Genomic DNA, 16,215 nt, shown 5'->3' with positions numbered 1-16,215 from the left:
TTCAGCTCAGGAGATGGTCTTCTTCGACGTTTTGCTGGTGGTCTTGCGTTTCGGCTTCGTTACGGTCTCAGTCACCGCGGCGGGCTTGGCCTCTTCCGTCTCTGCAGCTGCTTCCTTCCGCTTCCTGGACGGAGCGCGCTTCGGCTTGGGCTTAGTCTCGCCCGGGTCTGTGACGATCGGCCCCTTGACGGCCTCGATGCTCGCCTGCAGCGCAGACATCAGATCGATGACATTTGCCTCCGGTTTAGCCGGGGCCAGGCTGATCTCCTCTCCGGCGATTTTTTGCTGGATCAGGGTTAACAGATTCTCTCGGTAGTCATCGGTGTATTTCTCCGGCTCGAACGGGGTGGACAACTGCTCGATCAAGAGCTTGGCCATCATCAGCTCCTTGTCATTCACGTTAGCCGCCTGCGGCAAATTAGGAACCTGAGAGACGGGACGTATCTCATCGGGATAGAAGATCGTCTCGATCACAAGGCAGTCCTCCATCACCCGGATCGCTGCCAAGCTTCCCTTGGAACGGATGGCGAGCTTGGCTATACCGATTTTGCCGGAATCCCGCATCGCCTCGAGCAATAACCGATAGGCATTGCCGCCGGCCTGATCCGGGGATAAATAATAGGTTTTCTGAAAATAAATCGGATCGATCTCTGTCAGATCTACGAAATCGAGAATGGTGATGGTTTTCTGGGTCTGGGCGGATAACTGCTCCAGCTCCTCCTTGGTAAATAGTACATATTTCCCTTTCTCATACTCATAGCCTCGGGAGATCTCCTCCCAATTGACATCTACATCACAGGTAGGGCAGCGGCGCACATAAGAGATCGGGCTTCCGCACACTTTATGGATGTATTTCATCGATATGTCTTTGTCCTCCGTAGCTGAGAACATCTTCACCGGCACATGGACCAGCCCGAAGCTGATCGCGCCTTTCCACACGGTATGCATGCTGGGCACTCCTTTCCATCCTCTTTTTCTTGGTTCAAGCGATTTAAGTTTGCTCGGATATTCAACATCATCATTATTGCGGCCCTTCATCCGTGTGTTGCGGCTGTCTTGACAGACCGATATAATGATTTAGAACAGCATTTCGTTTGACGCAAAACGACGATTTTCTTTTAGCATGACCGGGAAACACTAATTTTATAGGTTTTTGTTGTAAAAGCGCAGCTGCCCGCGGGAACAGGAATTGATAAATTTCGCTGGCGAATGCTGCAGATAAGGGTGATCAACGTATGGAATTCGATAAATTGTCGGCGAAGCTCGTATATGAGGTGAAAGACCTGGCCGGAACCGAGAGGCTGGCCGCATATCTGGCGGGACAAGCCTTGCCAGGGACAGTAATCGCGCTCGATGGAGATCTCGGAGCGGGCAAGACGGCTTTCTCGCAATTGTTCGCCAGGCATCTGGGAGTCCAGGGAACGGTGAACAGTCCGACCTTCACTTTGATTAAGGAGTATAAAGGGCGGCTGCCTTTTTACCATATGGATGTATATCGATTATCGCTGGATGAAGCCGAGGAGCTCGGTCTGGATGAGTATTTCTATGGGCAGGGCGTTACCTTGGTGGAATGGGCCAGCCTGATTACCGAACTTCTGCCGCCGAATCTGCTCCATATTTATTTGGAGACGATCTCGGGCACGGAGCGGAGAATATATCTGAATGCCAGTGGTCAGCCCTATGAGGCATGGATGAACACTTTAATAGAGAATGGGGTCCTTGAATAATGAATAAGAACGGTAGTCGGCCGCAGCAGCGGCTATTAGCGTTTGATACTTCAACTTCTTCCCTGGCTGTAGCGGTCATGGAGAATGGTACATTGCTGGCGGAGCAAAATATACATGCCGAACGGAATCATTCAGCTTATTTGGTAACAGCGATTGAAAAGGCGCTTGAGGCTGCCGGAATAACGAAGCAGGAGCTGGATGGCATTGCCGTAGGCATCGGTCCCGGCTCTTACACCGGGATTCGTATCGCCGTGACGACGGCCAAGACACTGGCTTGGGCATTGCATGTCCCGGTGTTCGGCGTGTCCAGCCTGGAAGCGACGGCGCTTGGGGCCTGGGCCAAAGGCACGAACCAGGATGCGGCGGTATTGGGAGCCTCAGCTATAGGGGCGGCTTCGCGGTCGGAAGCCAACTCAGGCGAGCATTGGATCATCCCGTTAGTGGATGCCCGGCGCGGACAAGTCTATACCGCGTTATTTGCCGCCCAGAGCGGCAGTTTGCCGCGGCGGCTTGAGCTTGATGGCATCCGGTTGATGGATCGCTGGGTCGCGCAGCTCAGCGAACTGCTGCAATCCTATGCTCCAGAGGAGCGTCCGGCAGCGATCTGGTTCGTCGGCGATGTCGCCTTGCATGAAGCATCCGCGGAGGCCTTGCGTCCTCTCGTCGGCGATCGGCTTCATATCACTTCCTATGAACTGGAAGGGATCTGGATGGGGCTGGTCGGGACGGCGAGGAGCTGCAGCGGTGCAGGCGATGAGGTTCACGCGCTGGAGCCGAACTATACCCAGCTTGCCGAAGCGGAAGCTAAGCTGCTCCGCAAGGCATAGAGGAGGAGACCATGTATGCGGTCTATACGGTCTATACAAGATGCTGAGCTTGGTAAGATAGAATTTCGTCCCATGACATTGGAGGATATCCCGGATGTGATGGTGATTGAGCATGAGTCCTTCACGCTGCCCTGGAGCGAGGGAGCCTTCCGCAATGAAATGACGATGAATCATTTTGCCAGATATCTGATCTTGGAGGTGGAGGGCAAGCCGGTCGGATATTGCGGTATGTGGACGATTGTCGATGAAGCCCATATTACGAATATCGCGATAAGAACAGCTATGCGCGGACAACATCTTGGCGAGCATCTATTGAGAGTTATGATGGATTGGGCTGTGGATCTGGGCATGGTTCGCATGACCCTGGAGGTTAGAGTCTCAAATTACATCGCACAGTCACTCTATGGCAAAATGGGATTTGTTCCTACGGGGAGGCGCAAGGATTATTATTCAGATAATCATGAGGATGCGCTGATCATGTGGTGTGACTTGCCGGTACGGGTACAGCAGGGCTGAGCCGTGAAAGAGAGAGGAAGAGAGGAATATTGTTAAATCAAGATTGCTATATATTGGCGGTAGAGACGAGCTGTGATGAGACGTCTGCCGCGGTTGTCAAGAATGGTACAGAAGTGATGTCGAATCTGATCGCCAGCCAGATCGAGACGCATAAAGCATTTGGCGGCGTGGTGCCTGAAGTGGCTTCGCGTAAGCATGTAGAGAATATTACATTGATGCTGGACGAGGCGATCCGGCAAGCCGAGATTGAGCCAGATCAGCTCAGTGCGATTGCGGTGACCGAAGGGCCGGGGCTGGTCGGTGCCCTGCTCGTCGGAATTATGGCGGCGAAGAGCCTGGCCTTTGCGCTGGACAAGCTGTTGATCGGCACCCATCATATCGCCGGGCATATCTATGCCAATCGGCTCGTTCAGCCGATTGAGTACCCATGTATGGCTCTGGTCGTATCTGGCGGACATACAGAGCTTGTCCTGATGGAGCGGGAAGGCAGCTTCCAGTTGATCGGCCAGACCCGGGATGATGCCGTCGGCGAGGCCTATGACAAAGTTGCCCGCGCGCTCGGCTTCCCTTATCCGGGCGGTCCGCATGTCGATAAGCTGGCGCTTGAAGCCGCTGAGAGCGAGCATCTGCCCCGCGCCTGGCTGGAGCCGGATTCTTATGACTTCAGCTTCAGCGGCTTGAAGTCAGCCGTGCTGAATACGGTCAATCAGCATAAGATGCGGGGCGAGGAAGGCTATCAAGCAGCGATTGCCCGCGGCTTCCAGGAGTCGGTGATCGAGGTGCTAGTTGAGAAGGCGATCCGCGCGGTGCGGGCTACAGGGGCGAAGCAGCTTCTGCTCAGCGGCGGAGTCGCGGCTAACCGCGGTCTGCGGGCTAGCCTGGCGGAGCGCTGTGCCAGCGAGAAGATCGCGCTGGTGATCCCGCCCTTTAAATACTGCACAGATAACGCCGCGATGATCGGCGCTGCGGCTTATCTTAAATGGAAGCAAGGTAGCTTCTCCGATCTGGAGCTGAAGGCCGATCCTTCCCTATCCTTAGAGGAATGGCTATAAAAAGTGGGGCTGTCCAATACGCCTCCAAAAATAAAAAGTTGGGCGGAGAAACGTCATGTTTTCCGTCCAACTTTTTTTGTGGGCCAAAGCCGCGATCCCAAACTCCGTATTTATTCGCGCAAGAGACAAACATGGACGGACGGTCAGGACTCCCCCCTGATCTAGCGGTCAAAAATGTCCGTTAGAGCCTGAAAACAACAATTTTGTGCCTCTAACGGACATTTCTGACCCTTAGAAGCGAAAAATGCCATTTTCCGCGGCTATTTCCCTTGTAACGGACATTTATGTCCGTTACAAGGGCGGGGTACCACCGGATCAACGCTAACGGCCATTATTGTCCGTTAGCGTTGATCCGGTCAGAGCAGGGGGGATGTTCACATCTGTGGGCATGTTTGGGCACGCAAAAGGGGCGTCTCCAAGCCGGAAGCTCGACTTTTGAGACAGCCCCATTCGATAATTAGGGATGATTGCTGCTAGCGTGTGTTCTGGCTGTGGCGGTGAGCTATTCGGAAGAGGCGGCGGCCTCCTTCATAGCCTCCGTAATGCCCGACGACAGATTCTCCATCCGGCTTGTCCCTTCAAAGATACTCCCCTCTTCGATGGAGAGGGAGGCGGCAGCTATATTTCCATATAGCTTGCCCTTCGCCGTTATCGTCAATTTATTGCTGGCCTGTACATTGCCGTTCACTTGCCCGGCGATCGTTATGTTCCTGGCGCTGATAATATCGGAGGTCACATTGCCTTTCTCTCCGATCGTTACATCACCGCTGCATTCGATATCGCCGTTCATCTGGCCTTCGATGCGCACGCTTGCGCTCGATTTCAGCTTACCTTCAAATATACTGCCCTCTCCGATCAAGGTATCGGTCGCATTCGGGTCGATTTTGATTTTGGAGCCTTTACTTCGTAGCATCAGGTCTAGTCATCCTCCTCAGGGATTTTTAAATAGAGTAGTGGATCGACGGCAACACCGTTCTTCATCACTTGAAAATGAAGATGCGGGCCCGTGCTTCGGCCCGTGTTCCCGAGCTGTCCGATCACATCGCCTTGCTTCACCACATCGCCCGTATCGGCCAGTGCTTTCTTAAGATGCATGTAGATCGATTCTGTTCCCGATGGATGGGATACGGTTACGTAATACCCGCGTGCTGGACTGTAGCCAGCATCAGTTACCTCGCCGTCCGCCGCGGCGTAGATCGGATCCCCTACCTTTCCGCCAATATCCAGCCCACTATGCAAGGTAATCTTCCTGTTGAACGGGTCCACTCGCTTGCCGAAATCCGAGGTGGTACGCACGGAAGTGGTAGGCCAATAGGTAGGCAGAATGCGCAGCAATTGCTTGTACTTCTGCAGATTTAGCTTCGTCTGATCGAGTCTTGTCTGTATGTTTGGCATTTTATCGAGAGTAGCCGCCAGATTCTCCTTCGTCTCTGCGGCTAACGATACGATCTCATCCTCGGTAAGCGGAATGTCCTCGCCGCCGATGCCTCCTTCAGTTAGCGGCAGCAGAGCGGTCAAATCCGAAGCCAGGCCAGATCCAGATCTGCCGGTCAAGGATCTCAATTCCGATTCAATTTGCTCAAGCTCATTGATCTTGATCTCGATGTCCTTGGATTTCTCCGACAATTCGAGCAATTCGGACAGCAGCTTGTCAACGGTCTGCTCTTTATTGTCGATCGTGCTCTGGAGCTGATTATTGGATTGGGAGAGCTCTGCTTGTAAAGAGGTGATCCGGTCGGAGTGATTGCGGTTCACGATGAACAGAACGAGGAGCAGTACAGCTATGCTTCCAACGGCTATAGCCATGGACAGCAGAAGAGTGAATTTTAATTTGAAGCGGAATACCGGGCTGGTGCCCTCCGGCACGATCAGAACCGTAAACCGCTTGTTGATCGGTTTGAATCTGAATTTCATGTAATCCTCCTGAACGAAGTTGTAATCATTCTATGGGACTAAGACTTCCTGACGATAAGCTAATAGCTATGATTCGTCAAAACTTTCCAAATCCCTGCCTTGTACAGAAAATTGTCAGATGTTTGCCCTTATCATTTGTACAAATTCTCCATTATATTCATTGTGGAAAAAGGAGAATGTCTTATTTTGTCGTTTACTCTATGATATATTCTAAGGGATATAGTGCATTTTGTTCATTTCGTTTATTGAGAGAAGAGGCTGGTGTTATGGAAATGATCCAGGGAAATTTGATTACGGTGGATACCTTGAAGGAGGATTTTATCCGTCTAGGAGTTCGTCAGGGAATGACGGTCATTATGCATTCTTCTTATAAAGCGCTCGGTTCCTTCGTAGTCGGAGGGCCGCCCGCTGTTTTTCTGGCGCTAGAAGGCGTGGTCGGTAATGAAGGAAATGTGGTCATGCCGACTCATTCCGGGGATTTAAGCGATCCTGCGGGCTGGGAGAATCCACCTGTGCCGCAGGAATGGTGGGAGACAATTCGGGAACAGATGCCGGCTTATGACCCGGACATCACACCGCTGTGGTATATGGGGATTATTCCTGAGATCTTCCGCAAGCAGAGCTCTGTGATCCGTAGCGATCACCCGCAGGTTTCTTTTGCAGCCTGGGGGGCTAAGGCGGAGTTTATTAGCGGACAGCATTCCTTGGAATACAGCTTAGGTGAGCAGTCTCCTCTGGCGCGAATCTATGATTTGGAAGGCTATGTGCTGCTGCTCGGCGTCGGCAATGACTGTAACACTTCACTGCATTTATCGGAAATTCGGGCGGAGTATGAGACCAGGCGGGAAATAGGGAACAAGGCGCCGATGCAGGTCGATAGGGCAAAGTGCTGGGTGGAGTTCAAGGATATTGAATATGATGCCTCTGATTTTGCGGATATCGGTGCGGATTTCGAGCGGGAGACGGGTCTGGTTAGGCGCGGGAAGATCGGCGGGGCCGATGCTATGCTCATTCCGCAGAAGGCCCTGGTCGATTACGGAACAGCCTGGCTGCCTCTCCATAGGAAGAACAAGGATTCGAATGGACGGTAGAGTGTAAAATAACGAGCCAAGACCTCACATGAATACGAGGTCTTTGGTTGCCCTAATTTGTAACGAAACCAGGTATCGCTATTTGCGCCAAAAAGAGCGATTTAAAAATGTAACGAAACAGGGTATCGCTATTGGGGTGAAAAAGGAGCTGTACGGCTGGTTTCTACCCGAGTAACGATACGGAGTTTCGTTAGATTATGAGCGGTGCTGATTTGGCGGAATTAACGATATGGTGTTTCGTTAGAGCGCGCTTCGAAAGCCTGGTCTTAGCTTTTCAACTGCCAGAAGGTTGTGTTGCCTTTAATTTCTCTCCAGCAGGGCTGGATCAAATTGTTGAATAATCTTCTCCGGGCCTTCCGTAACTTCATAGCTCCAGCTGAGCATCCCGCCGTAAAAATTATGAACCTTCTCGAACCCATTATGCTTCAAGAACCTCGCGACTTCATAGCTTCTGCCTCCACTGCGGCACACGAATATATATTCCCGATCCGCGTCGAGCTCCTGGACATAGTCCGGAATATCATTCATCGGAATGAGCGGTATGCCCGGAATATGACCCGCTATGTATTCTCCGGGCTCACGAACATCGATGATTAAAGTTTTATTATCTGGATTTTGAAGTATTAGCTGCAATTCAGCGCTATCTATATGGGAAATCCCTGCGATGATCTCTCGCATTTGTATGACCTCATTTCGATGTGATATTTTTCTATCTTATCGATTGGAGTCCAGAATTTCAATTCCTAATATCGGCGGCATATGATAAATTGGAATCAACATAGAGCTACATTCAACTAATATCGCTTTTCTGATTCATCTTTAGTGAAAATTATCACAAATGTAAATCGAAAGGATGATGGATGTGCAGAGTAAACCACGGCGTTCCTTTGCATGCTGGTTGTTGATCGGACTACAGTTGTTTCTGGGGATCGGTGCAGTATTTGGTGGAGGGATATTAGTGATTGATCCGAGTGGGGATCTACTAGGCCTGCCTTCTGACATTATGCAGATTCCCCTATTCCCGAACTATCTAATTCCCGGCATCATTCTGCTGGTGTGCCTAGGGATTTGGCCATTAATCACCGCTTGGGGACTTATCACGATGCGGGATTGTGGTTGGGCGGAGCGATTGAATATTTTCAAGAAATTACATTGGTCCTGGGCATTCTCGCTGTACATTTCAATTACTTTAATCATTTGGATCTCGGTCGAGACCTATATACTTAACGGGGTTGCATTCATCCATCTATTCTACATTGCTCTAGGCTTGGCAATTGAGATTGTAACGGTGCTGCCTCATGTCCAGGAAGCGTATTTGAAGTCTAGTGCAGGAAATGAATTTTAGTTAAGGGCAAGGCACCTTTCTAGGCACTTTGTCAAGTTGTGGACAAGAGAAGGGCGATTCGGGACGATTATGCAATGAAAATCATAAAAAGTCTTGTGCGCCAACGGATTGAATTTATCGGTTGCAAGTCTAATAATTTTTTCAGAAAAATTGTGGATAATGTGCATAACTTAGTGGATAATTTGGGAAATCTCAAGAAAAGCCCGTTTTAAGCTATAAAAAAACGACCTGGCTGGTCGTTTTTTTACATATATTATCAAATGGCTGTGGATAAAGCTGTGATTATAGATTTTATTACGATTTTATGAAAATCTTAGCCTTCCATCAGCTGTTCCCATTCCTCATAGCAGCTCGCTAGCTGCTCCTTATGCTCATCAATCGCTGCTTGCCGTTCTTGAACAGCGGTGTAATCCTGATATATTTCCGGCAAGGTGAGCTCATGCTCCAGTGTAGCGATATCGCTTTCCAGCTTGGCAATTTGCTCTTCCAGCTGCTCCAGACGACGCTGACGATTGCGTTCCTCACGCTTGGCCTGCTTGTCCGCTTCGTAGGATGCTGCCCCTGCTTTAGCTTTAGAGGCATTGTCAGTCTCTTGATTAGTGGTGTTCCGCTCGGATGATTTCTGCTTGGAGCCTTCCAGCGCTGCCTTCTCCGCAGCGATCTCTTCCAGTTCCAGCTTCTTCTCCAGATAGTCATCATAATTACCCAGGAAATGCTGGGCGCCACTCGGATGCAGCTCCACGATCCGCTCAGCCATCTTGTTCAGGAAATAGCGGTCATGAGAAATGAACAGTAATGTGCCGTCATAATCGAGCAGGGCCGATTCCAGCACCTCTTTGCTGAATAAATCCAAATGGTTAGTCGGTTCGTCAAGGATCAGGACATTAGCCTTCTCCAGCATCAGCTTGGCCAGTGCTACCCGGGCCTTCTCACCGCCGCTTAATGCAGCGATTTTCTTCAGCACATCCTCGCCGCTGAACAGGAAGTTTCCAAGCACACTGCGGATACGCGCCTCTTCAATATGCGGAAAAGTCCCCCAGACTTCCTCCAGTACCGTATTGTTGCGATTCAGATGAGTTTGCTCCTGATCGTAGTAGCCGATCTTCACTTTGGCTCCCCAGGTTAATGAGCCTGAGCGTGGCTTCAGGTCATCGGTTAATATTTTTAGCAGAGTAGATTTACCGATACCGTTCGGCCCGATTAGAGCTACCGTCTCGCCGCGCTTCAGGTCGAAGGAGACGTTCTGGAACAGCGGCGGATTGCTATGATCATAAGCATAGGATAGCTGCTCCACACGGAGTACATCCTTGCCCGTCTGGATTTCCGCCTCGAAGGAGAAGCTGGCTCGCTTCAGATCGCCGAGCGGACGGTCGATCCGCTCCATCTTCTCCAATGCCTTGCGTCGGCTTTGCGCTCGCTTGGTCGTTGAAGCGCGGACAAGATTACGCTGAATGAAATCCTCCATCCGGGCAATTTCGTCCTGCTGCTTCTCATATTGCTTCATGCGGCTCTCATATTCAGCCGCCTTAAGCTCGATATAACGGCTATAATTGCCGGTGTAGCGGGTCGATTGATGCCGTTCGATCTCGACGATGGTCGTAACGAGACGGTCAAGGAAATAACGGTCATGGGAGACGACCAGCAAGGCCCCGGAATAATTGCGGAGGTAATCCTCCAGCCAGGTCAAGGTCTGAATATCCAGATGGTTGGTCGGCTCGTCCAGCATCAGCAGGTCGGGAGCCTGGAGCAGAATTCTGGCCAATGCGAGCCTTGTCTTCTGCCCGCCGCTCAGCGTTGAGATGATGGTATCCGATGGAAAGTCTCCGAAGCCCATACCATACAGCACGCTACGTATACGAGTCTCGATTTCATAGCCGCCATTATCCTTGAACCAGTCTGATTTCAGGGCATAGCGATTCAGCAGATCCTGGTAGGCTTTCTCATCAGCGGCTGTAGCAGGGTCAGCAATTTGCATCTCCATCTCCCGCAGTTCGCGCTCAGTCTCTAACAATGGGGCAAATACATTCAGCATTTCCTCCCAGATCGTGCGGTCAGATTGTAGACCACTATTCTGAGCCAGATAGCCGATACGCGTCTCCTTGGCTTTGAAGATTTGGCCACCGTCATGCGATATCTCTTCGGCGATGATTTGTAGTAAGGTTGATTTTCCTGCGCCATTAACACCGACCAGGCCGATCCGATCTCTTTCCAGGATCTGCAGATTGATGCCCTCCAATACCGGAGTGACGCCATATAATTTAGTAATATTAGCAGCTTGAAGCAACATATGAATTTGATCCTCCACGAATTATTGAGAATGTAACCGTCCAACTATATATTGTAGTGTACATGAAAAAACCTGCAAATGCACCGCACATTATGCCCGTTGTCATATCATTTGTGAAAAGAAGCTTGGTTTTCATTTTACGTTAACAATGATACACTAGAGGGAAGAATATTTATTTCTGGCCATTGAAATATGTCCTTCTTGATGGAAAGGGGAAGATGCATCGTGAGGGATATTGCGGCACAAAAGAGAGAGCTTCGCGACAGGATGAAAGCGATTCGCTCCCGTGTCTCTACAGCTTCTCGCAAGGAACAATCACTGGCTGCTAGCAGGCTGGCAGAGAATGAGGTGCTGTCCCCCCTAAGACTGAGCCGTGGCGGAAGACTGAATGTATTCTGCTACATGTCATTTCGAGATGAACCCGAGACAATGCCATTGATTCATACCTGCCTCAAGCATGGCGATCGGGTGCTTGTTCCCAAAGTAAATGAAGGACGGAAGCTGACGCTTCATGAAATGAAAGCTATAGATGAGCTTACACCGGGAGTCTGGGGTATTCTCGAACCGGGAGATGATATGCCGCTGTGGCCGGCTGCACGCTATGAGGAAATAGACATCATTATTGTTCCAGGGCTCGCTTATGACCGGTATGGTGGAAGGATCGGTTACGGAGGCGGATATTATGACCGTTTTATCGAGCAGGTATCTGTGGCTGGTAAGAACGGCACTATATCCCCGATCAAGGCTTCACTTGCGCTTATGGAGCAGATTGTTCCTGAGCGGGTTCCGATGGAAGAGCATGATTTTAGACTGGATATGCTATTTACGGCATCTGGTATGATATATATGAAGGGAAGTAGTGAAGGCATTTATGGAAACGGAATCAGGACAAGCCCTGACACATTTTAATGAACAGGGCCGGGCGCGGATGGTCGATATTTCGGCGAAGGACTCCACGGCCCGGGTGGCCGTCGCCAGAACAACGGTAACGATGCTGCCAGCTACGCTTACAGCTATTAAGCAGGGGAGAATCGGCAAGGGAGATGTGCTTGCCGTCGCCCAGGTTGCCGGAATTCAAGGCGCGAAGCGTACGTCAGAGTGGATTCCCATGTGCCACACGCTGCTGCTTACTGGAGTGAATATCGTCTTCGCAGATAATGATCGAGACGAACTATATATAGAAGCAACCGTCCGGACCGAGGGCAAGACCGGCGTGGAGATGGAGGCACTGACCGCCGTATCAGCGGCTGCGTTAACAGTGTACGACATGTGCAAATCCCTGCAGAAGGATATCGTTATCGGGCCGACCATGCTGCTCGCCAAGAGCGGCGGAGCTAGCGGGGAGTATAGATCAAGAAATTATTTATAAAGTTCATCTTTAAATAGAAGTTCCTAAATGGGTGAGGAGGATGGCTTCATGGTTTGGAAAACTGCGATTCTTACGGCAAGCGACAAAGGAGCCAGGGGCGAGCGTGAAGATACGAGCGCACAGGTGATTAGGGAACTGGTCGAAGAAGAATTGGGGGGCGAAATTATCGAGTATCGTATCGTGCCGGATGAACCGGACGAGATTATCGCTGCCCTGATTGAGATGACCGACTATTTCCAGGCCGATCTTGTCCTGACGACAGGCGGCACCGAGCTGGCGATTCGAGATGTGACCCCGGAGGCGACCCGACGTGTCATTGAACGTGAGGTGCCTGGGATGGCTGAAGCGATGCGCTCTAAGGTCACTCAGAAGAATCCGGCCGGCATGCTGTTCCGTGGGATCGTCGGAATTCGCGGACGAACTCTGATCGTTAATCTGCCCGGTACTCCCAAGGGAGTGCATGAGAACCTGGCAGCGATTATGGATCAGCTTCCGGAAGCGTTGCTTATGGTCACGGGCCAATTCCGCCTTTGATCTCCTTTGTTGTTATGGAAGTAGGCAGGCCTTGTTTTTGCGGCTGCACCGGGGGTTGTCGTATATACGTTGGCATAATATAAAATTCGTAAAAAAATTTGCGAAACAGGCTGTAACTGTGATCTTTGTTATGGTATGATGTGGGCGTATCGTGATGGCGCTGTCATCACGAGTCCATTATTTTATGCTAACGGGGGAGAATGAACATGAGCGCAGGTACTTTTCTGTTGATTGTTATAGCGGCTCTTGTGCTGTTTGGTCCGAAGAGGCTGCCGGAGCTCGGCCGCGCTGTTGGGCGTACGATTAATGAGTTCAAGAATGCTACCCGCGATATTGTAGAAGATCGTCCCGAAGCTCAGAAAGCAGAAGCGGCGCCTGGGCCTGTGAGTGAGGCACCGAAGCAGGAGGATCGCCGGTTACCGGAATAGTAGAGTGATATCATAATTGAGATACATACTGGAGGTTAAGTCCCTTCCTGTCTATAGGGAGGGGCTTTGTTTGAATCGCCATAGTTATGATATTGTGCTGTGCTGACCAGACTTACTGGCTTAAGAGGAGGACAGGTATGGCTGATGAACAAGGGACTGTAACGCTCGTCGAGCATTTATCGGAGTTGAGACGTAGATTAATCTATGTGGCTGTTGTGTTTACGGTCGTTCTCGTCGCTGCTTTTTTTGTCGTCCGTCCGATCTATCAATATTTGACGATCAATACGATCACAGGTGTAGAGATTAAGCTGAACGCTTTCTCCTTTTGGGATGGCGTCGGCGTATATATGCAAATCGCTATGGTCGTCGCTCTAGGTATTACGCTGCCTTTTACATTATATCAAATATGGGCGTTTGTTAGTCCGGGACTGAAGCCGAAGGAACGCAAGGCGACGCTCCGATATATTCCTTATGTGTTCCTGTGTTTCCTCATCGGGATCGCCTTTGGCTACTTTGTGGTGTTCCCGCTGGCGATGAAATTTACTGCAGGGCTGAACCAGGAGCTGGGCTTGATCGAGACCTATGGAATGGCGGATTATTTCAAGTTTTTGATGAACGTCATTTTTCCGATCTCGCTGCTATTTGAATTGCCACTGGTCATTCTATTCCTGACACAGCTGCGCATTCTGACCCCACAGCTATTGCGCAAGATGCGGCGTGTCGCTTACTTTATACTGGTCATTATTTCAGCTATGATTACTCCGGCGGATTTATTCTCAGCCTTCCTCGTGCTTATCCCGCTTATTATTCTTTATGAGATCAGCGTGCTGCTCTCCAGTCGGGTGTACAAGAAGCAACTGGCTGCGGATGCCAAGCGTGCGGAAGAGTATAGCGGATGATCCCTGCGATTTGCAGGCTGTTGAAAAAGTGCTGGGCAGTTTTTCGGAGCCCGGAGCTCTAACGAAACTCTATATCGTTATTTTCGTGAAATCAGCACTGATTCCAATCTAAGGAAACACCATATCGTTATTCGGGTGAAAATCAGCTTTTTAGCCACTTATTCGCCTCAATAACGATACCCCGTTTCGTTAGATTTTGAAATGGCTCCTTTTGATGCAAATAGCGATACCTTGTTTCGTTACAGTTTTGGAACAGCTATTAGGTTAGGGGCAAGCGTAGGCCATACAACGTTCTGTAAATTCTAACACTTCTTCGGAAACGGGATAAAGACCTGTTATTTCCGCAGGCTTCTTCCTCACTTCCCAGAACTTATTCATAAGTTCCTCGTCCCCTCTGAACGTATCTTTTGAAATCCCAATCCATTCAAGAGCAATTTTATAGCCTTCGTCCGATTCTGGCGGGATTCCTTGCTGAATCACCATTCTATCGCGGCTTTATCTATCGTTGGTTTGAGAACACGCATGGGTTTGAGGTGGGGGCTACTTTTCCTGGGGGTGTTATCTTCGCATGGGCTTACGAGCGAACTCATTCGATCTGGCCCGGTGTTATTATCCATGGTTTATCGAATGGGTGTTCCTGGTTCTGACTGCAATAGCGTAGAATGTCCTTAAACATTAATTTAATAAATTTTTTGGTCAAAAAAATGATGCAAAAACTTGAAATTTGGATGCGATTTTATTATCATTATAGATGTTGTTAGCACTGTGATTCATCGAGTGCTAATTGTTGAAGCGGTAGCTAAAACTAAAACTATTAATTTGAAGGAGGCTCTTTTTCATGATCAAACCATTAGGCGAGCGCGTATTGGTAGAACCAATCGAGCAAGAGGAGACTACAGCATTGGGTATTGTACTTCCAGAGGCGTCCAAAGAGAAGCCACAGGAAGGGAAAATCGTTGCAGTCGGAAGCGGTGCGTTGAAGGATGGGGTTCGTGTTCCGTTGGAAGTGAAAGTTGGGGACCGCGTACTGTTCTCCAAATATGCCGGTACTGAAGTGAAGTATGAAGGTAAAGAATATTTGATTATGAAAGAAAGCGATATTCACGCGATTATTGAATAACAACCCAAATACTTAAATATAACGGCATGATTTAAAATATAGGGAGGTAATCATTCATGGCAAAGGTTATTAAGTTTAGTGAAGATGCACGTCGCGCTATGCTTCGTGGTGTAGATACTTTGGCAGATGCGGTAAAAGTTACATTGGGACCAAAAGGTCGCAACGTAGTATTGGAGAAGAAATTCGGCAGCCCGCTGATTACGAATGACGGCGTTACCATCGCTAAGGAAATCGAATTGGAAGATGCCTTCGAGAACATGGGCGCACAGCTCGTGAAGGAAGTGGCGACGAAGACCAATGATGTAGCTGGTGACGGAACGACGACAGCAACGGTTCTGGCGCAAGCCTTGATTCGCGAAGGTCTGAAGAACGTAACTGCAGGCGCTAGCCCAGTTGGACTGCGCAGAGGGATCGACAAAGCGGTGAAGGTAGCCGTTGAAGAATTGCAGAAGATCTCCAAGTCGATCGAAGGCAAGCAATCGATCTCTCAAGTAGCTGCGATCTCTGCAGCAGATGAAGAAATCGGCGAACAAATCGCGGAAGCGATGGAAAAAGTGGGCAAAGACGGTGTCATCACGGTTGAAGAATCGCGCGGCTTCCACACTGAGCTTGAAGTTGTAGAAGGGATGCAATTCGATCGTGGCTATGTATCCCCATACATGATCACAGATACGGACAAGATGGAAGCGGTTCTCGACAATCCTTACATCTTGATTACAGATAAGAAGATCAGCAGCACGCAAGAAATTTTGCCACTGCTTGAGAAGATCGTACAACAATCCAGACCATTGCTGGTGATCGCCGAAGATATCGAAGGCGAAGCACAAGCGATGCTGATCGTGAACAAGCTGCGTGGTACCTTCAATGCGGTAGCCGTGAAGGCTCCTGGCTTTGGCGACCGTCGTGAAGCGATGCTGCAGGATATCGCAGCCTTGACTGGCGGCCAAGTGATCACCGAGAAGCTCGGTCTTGATCTGAAGACGACTTCGATCGAACAATTGGGTAACGCTCGTCAAGTGATCGTCACGAAAGAGAACACGACGATCGTAGACGGCAGCGGCGACAAAGCGGATATCGATGCTCGCGTGAACCAAATCCGTGCGCAG

The 16,215-nt window shown here is 50.0% G+C and carries 20 protein-coding genes; 14 read left to right on the top strand and 6 right to left on the bottom strand.

Features of this window, described 5'->3' with window-relative positions:
* Positions 1–6: 6 nt before the first annotated feature.
* The gene (ku, locus tag BFJ94_RS12150; protein WP_120462908.1) at positions 7–948 is read right to left on the bottom strand and encodes a non-homologous end joining protein Ku; all 942 of its coding nucleotides are present in this window, start codon (positions 946–948) and stop codon (positions 7–9) included.
* Positions 949–1,235: 287 nt separating this feature from the next.
* Here ku and tsaE point away from each other — a divergent pair, with 287 nt between their 5' ends.
* From tsaE to tsaD, 4 genes are read left to right on the top strand one after another with little or no spacing between them, the layout of a single operon-like run.
* On the top strand, positions 1,236–1,727 hold the full coding sequence (gene tsaE, locus BFJ94_RS12145; RefSeq protein WP_120462907.1) for a tRNA (adenosine(37)-N6)-threonylcarbamoyltransferase complex ATPase subunit type 1 TsaE: 492 nt from the start codon (positions 1,236–1,238) through the stop codon (positions 1,725–1,727).
* Positions 1,727–2,554: a tRNA (adenosine(37)-N6)-threonylcarbamoyltransferase complex dimerization subunit type 1 TsaB gene (gene tsaB, locus BFJ94_RS12140; protein WP_120462906.1), complete on the top strand. Its 828-nt coding sequence runs from the start codon at positions 1,727–1,729 to the stop codon at positions 2,552–2,554. Before tsaE ends, tsaB begins: the two co-directional genes overlap by 1 nt.
* Positions 2,555–2,569: 15 nt before the next feature.
* The gene (gene rimI, locus BFJ94_RS12135) at positions 2,570–3,070 is read left to right on the top strand and encodes a ribosomal protein S18-alanine N-acetyltransferase (protein ID WP_162944255.1); all 501 of its coding nucleotides are present in this window, start codon (positions 2,570–2,572) and stop codon (positions 3,068–3,070) included.
* A gap of 26 nt (positions 3,071–3,096) precedes the next feature.
* Positions 3,097–4,122: a tRNA (adenosine(37)-N6)-threonylcarbamoyltransferase complex transferase subunit TsaD gene (gene tsaD / locus BFJ94_RS12130; protein WP_120462905.1), complete on the top strand. Its 1,026-nt coding sequence runs from the start codon at positions 3,097–3,099 to the stop codon at positions 4,120–4,122.
* A gap of 502 nt (positions 4,123–4,624) precedes the next feature.
* Here tsaD and BFJ94_RS12125 read toward each other — a convergent pair.
* On the bottom strand, positions 4,625–5,035 hold the full coding sequence (locus BFJ94_RS12125; protein WP_120462904.1) for a bactofilin family protein: 411 nt from the start codon (positions 5,033–5,035) through the stop codon (positions 4,625–4,627).
* A gap of 5 nt (positions 5,036–5,040) precedes the next feature.
* Positions 5,041–6,036, bottom strand: coding sequence for a M23 family metallopeptidase (locus tag BFJ94_RS12120; RefSeq protein ID WP_120462903.1), 996 nt, complete (start codon positions 6,034–6,036; stop codon positions 5,041–5,043).
* Positions 6,037–6,302: 266 nt separating this feature from the next.
* On the opposite strand from BFJ94_RS12120, the gene BFJ94_RS12115 reads away from it, so the two are divergent.
* On the top strand, positions 6,303–7,127 hold the full coding sequence (locus BFJ94_RS12115) for an AAC(3) family N-acetyltransferase (RefSeq protein ID WP_120462902.1): 825 nt from the start codon (positions 6,303–6,305) through the stop codon (positions 7,125–7,127).
* A 300-nt stretch (positions 7,128–7,427) separates the two neighbouring features.
* Here the strand turns inward: BFJ94_RS12115 and BFJ94_RS12110 are convergent, their stop codons facing one another.
* On the bottom strand, positions 7,428–7,805 hold the full coding sequence (locus BFJ94_RS12110; protein WP_120462901.1) for a rhodanese-like domain-containing protein: 378 nt from the start codon (positions 7,803–7,805) through the stop codon (positions 7,428–7,430).
* 184 nt (positions 7,806–7,989) lie between these two features.
* On the opposite strand from BFJ94_RS12110, the gene BFJ94_RS12105 reads away from it, so the two are divergent.
* A complete protein-coding gene (locus tag BFJ94_RS12105) occupies positions 7,990–8,472 on the top strand; it encodes a hypothetical protein (protein WP_229717037.1) in 483 nt (160 codons plus the stop codon).
* Positions 8,473–8,785: 313 nt separating this feature from the next.
* Here BFJ94_RS12105 and BFJ94_RS12100 read toward each other — a convergent pair whose 3' ends face one another.
* On the bottom strand, positions 8,786–10,759 hold the full coding sequence (locus BFJ94_RS12100) for an ABC-F family ATP-binding cassette domain-containing protein (protein WP_120462899.1): 1,974 nt from the start codon (positions 10,757–10,759) through the stop codon (positions 8,786–8,788).
* Between the two features lie 225 nt (positions 10,760–10,984).
* Between BFJ94_RS12100 and BFJ94_RS12095 the strand changes: the two genes are divergently transcribed.
* From BFJ94_RS12095 to tatC, 5 genes are all read left to right on the top strand, one after another.
* Positions 10,985–11,668, top strand: coding sequence for a 5-formyltetrahydrofolate cyclo-ligase (locus BFJ94_RS12095; protein WP_229717036.1), 684 nt, complete (start codon positions 10,985–10,987; stop codon positions 11,666–11,668).
* Positions 11,631–12,128, top strand: coding sequence for a cyclic pyranopterin monophosphate synthase MoaC (gene moaC / locus BFJ94_RS12090; protein ID WP_120462898.1), 498 nt, complete (start codon positions 11,631–11,633; stop codon positions 12,126–12,128). Before BFJ94_RS12095 ends, moaC begins: the two co-directional genes overlap by 38 nt.
* Before the next feature lie 48 nt (positions 12,129–12,176).
* On the top strand, positions 12,177–12,662 hold the full coding sequence (locus BFJ94_RS12085; RefSeq protein WP_120462897.1) for a MogA/MoaB family molybdenum cofactor biosynthesis protein: 486 nt from the start codon (positions 12,177–12,179) through the stop codon (positions 12,660–12,662).
* Between the two features lie 206 nt (positions 12,663–12,868).
* Complete coding sequence (locus tag BFJ94_RS12080; RefSeq protein ID WP_120462896.1) at positions 12,869–13,090, top strand: twin-arginine translocase TatA/TatE family subunit; 222 nt, start codon at positions 12,869–12,871, stop codon at positions 13,088–13,090.
* A 137-nt stretch (positions 13,091–13,227) separates the two neighbouring features.
* Positions 13,228–13,989, top strand: a complete 762-nt coding sequence (tatC, locus tag BFJ94_RS12075) for a twin-arginine translocase subunit TatC (protein WP_120462895.1) — start codon at positions 13,228–13,230, stop codon at positions 13,987–13,989.
* A gap of 264 nt (positions 13,990–14,253) precedes the next feature.
* On the opposite strand, the gene BFJ94_RS12070 is transcribed toward tatC, so the two are convergent.
* Positions 14,254–14,472: a hypothetical protein gene (locus BFJ94_RS12070; RefSeq protein WP_188831445.1), complete on the bottom strand. Its 219-nt coding sequence runs from the start codon at positions 14,470–14,472 to the stop codon at positions 14,254–14,256.
* 50 nt (positions 14,473–14,522) lie between these two features.
* On the opposite strand from BFJ94_RS12070, the gene BFJ94_RS26200 reads away from it, so the two are divergent.
* The 3 genes from BFJ94_RS26200 to groEL all read left to right on the top strand — a co-directional run.
* Positions 14,523–14,636, top strand: coding sequence for a CPBP family glutamic-type intramembrane protease (locus BFJ94_RS26200; RefSeq protein WP_368856878.1), 114 nt, complete (start codon positions 14,523–14,525; stop codon positions 14,634–14,636).
* Positions 14,637–14,827: 191 nt separating this feature from the next.
* Positions 14,828–15,109, top strand: a complete 282-nt coding sequence (gene groES / locus BFJ94_RS12060) for a co-chaperone GroES (RefSeq protein WP_120462894.1) — start codon at positions 14,828–14,830, stop codon at positions 15,107–15,109.
* Between the two features lie 56 nt (positions 15,110–15,165).
* A partial coding sequence (gene groEL, locus BFJ94_RS12055; RefSeq protein ID WP_120462893.1) for a chaperonin GroEL occupies positions 15,166–16,215 on the top strand: 1,050 nt, incomplete at its 3' end.

The organism is Paenibacillus aceti, assembly GCF_003614185.1.
GTDB lineage: Bacteria > Bacillota > Bacilli > Paenibacillales > Paenibacillaceae > Fontibacillus > Fontibacillus aceti.
Note: the sequence above shows the minus strand (reverse complement) of the source record. Positions and strands in the feature narration are given on the sequence as shown.

Excerpts from the sequence above, each read along its gene's own strand:
- ku (WP_120462908.1), bottom strand. The coding sequence starts at position 948 with ATGCATACCGTGTGGAAAGGCGCGATCAGCTTCGGGCTGGTCCATGTG.
- tsaE (WP_120462907.1), top strand. The coding sequence starts at position 1,236 with ATGGAATTCGATAAATTGTCGGCGAAGCTCGTATATGAGGTGAAAGAC.
- tsaB (WP_120462906.1), top strand. The coding sequence starts at position 1,727 with ATGAATAAGAACGGTAGTCGGCCGCAGCAGCGGCTATTAGCGTTTGAT.
- rimI (WP_162944255.1), top strand. The coding sequence starts at position 2,570 with ATGCGGTCTATACGGTCTATACAAGATGCTGAGCTTGGTAAGATAGAA.
- BFJ94_RS12125 (WP_120462904.1), bottom strand. The coding sequence starts at position 5,035 with ATGCTACGAAGTAAAGGCTCCAAAATCAAAATCGACCCGAATGCGACC.
- BFJ94_RS12120 (WP_120462903.1), bottom strand. The coding sequence starts at position 6,036 with ATGAAATTCAGATTCAAACCGATCAACAAGCGGTTTACGGTTCTGATC.
- BFJ94_RS12115 (WP_120462902.1), top strand. The coding sequence starts at position 6,303 with ATGGAAATGATCCAGGGAAATTTGATTACGGTGGATACCTTGAAGGAG.
- BFJ94_RS12110 (WP_120462901.1), bottom strand. The coding sequence starts at position 7,805 with ATGCGAGAGATCATCGCAGGGATTTCCCATATAGATAGCGCTGAATTG.
- BFJ94_RS12100 (WP_120462899.1), bottom strand. The coding sequence starts at position 10,759 with ATGTTGCTTCAAGCTGCTAATATTACTAAATTATATGGCGTCACTCCG.
- moaC (WP_120462898.1), top strand. The coding sequence starts at position 11,631 with ATGGAAACGGAATCAGGACAAGCCCTGACACATTTTAATGAACAGGGC.
- BFJ94_RS12085 (WP_120462897.1), top strand. The coding sequence starts at position 12,177 with ATGGTTTGGAAAACTGCGATTCTTACGGCAAGCGACAAAGGAGCCAGG.
- BFJ94_RS12080 (WP_120462896.1), top strand. The coding sequence starts at position 12,869 with ATGAGCGCAGGTACTTTTCTGTTGATTGTTATAGCGGCTCTTGTGCTG.
- tatC (WP_120462895.1), top strand. The coding sequence starts at position 13,228 with ATGGCTGATGAACAAGGGACTGTAACGCTCGTCGAGCATTTATCGGAG.
- BFJ94_RS12070 (WP_188831445.1), bottom strand. The coding sequence starts at position 14,472 with ATGGTGATTCAGCAAGGAATCCCGCCAGAATCGGACGAAGGCTATAAA.
- groES (WP_120462894.1), top strand. The coding sequence starts at position 14,828 with ATGATCAAACCATTAGGCGAGCGCGTATTGGTAGAACCAATCGAGCAA.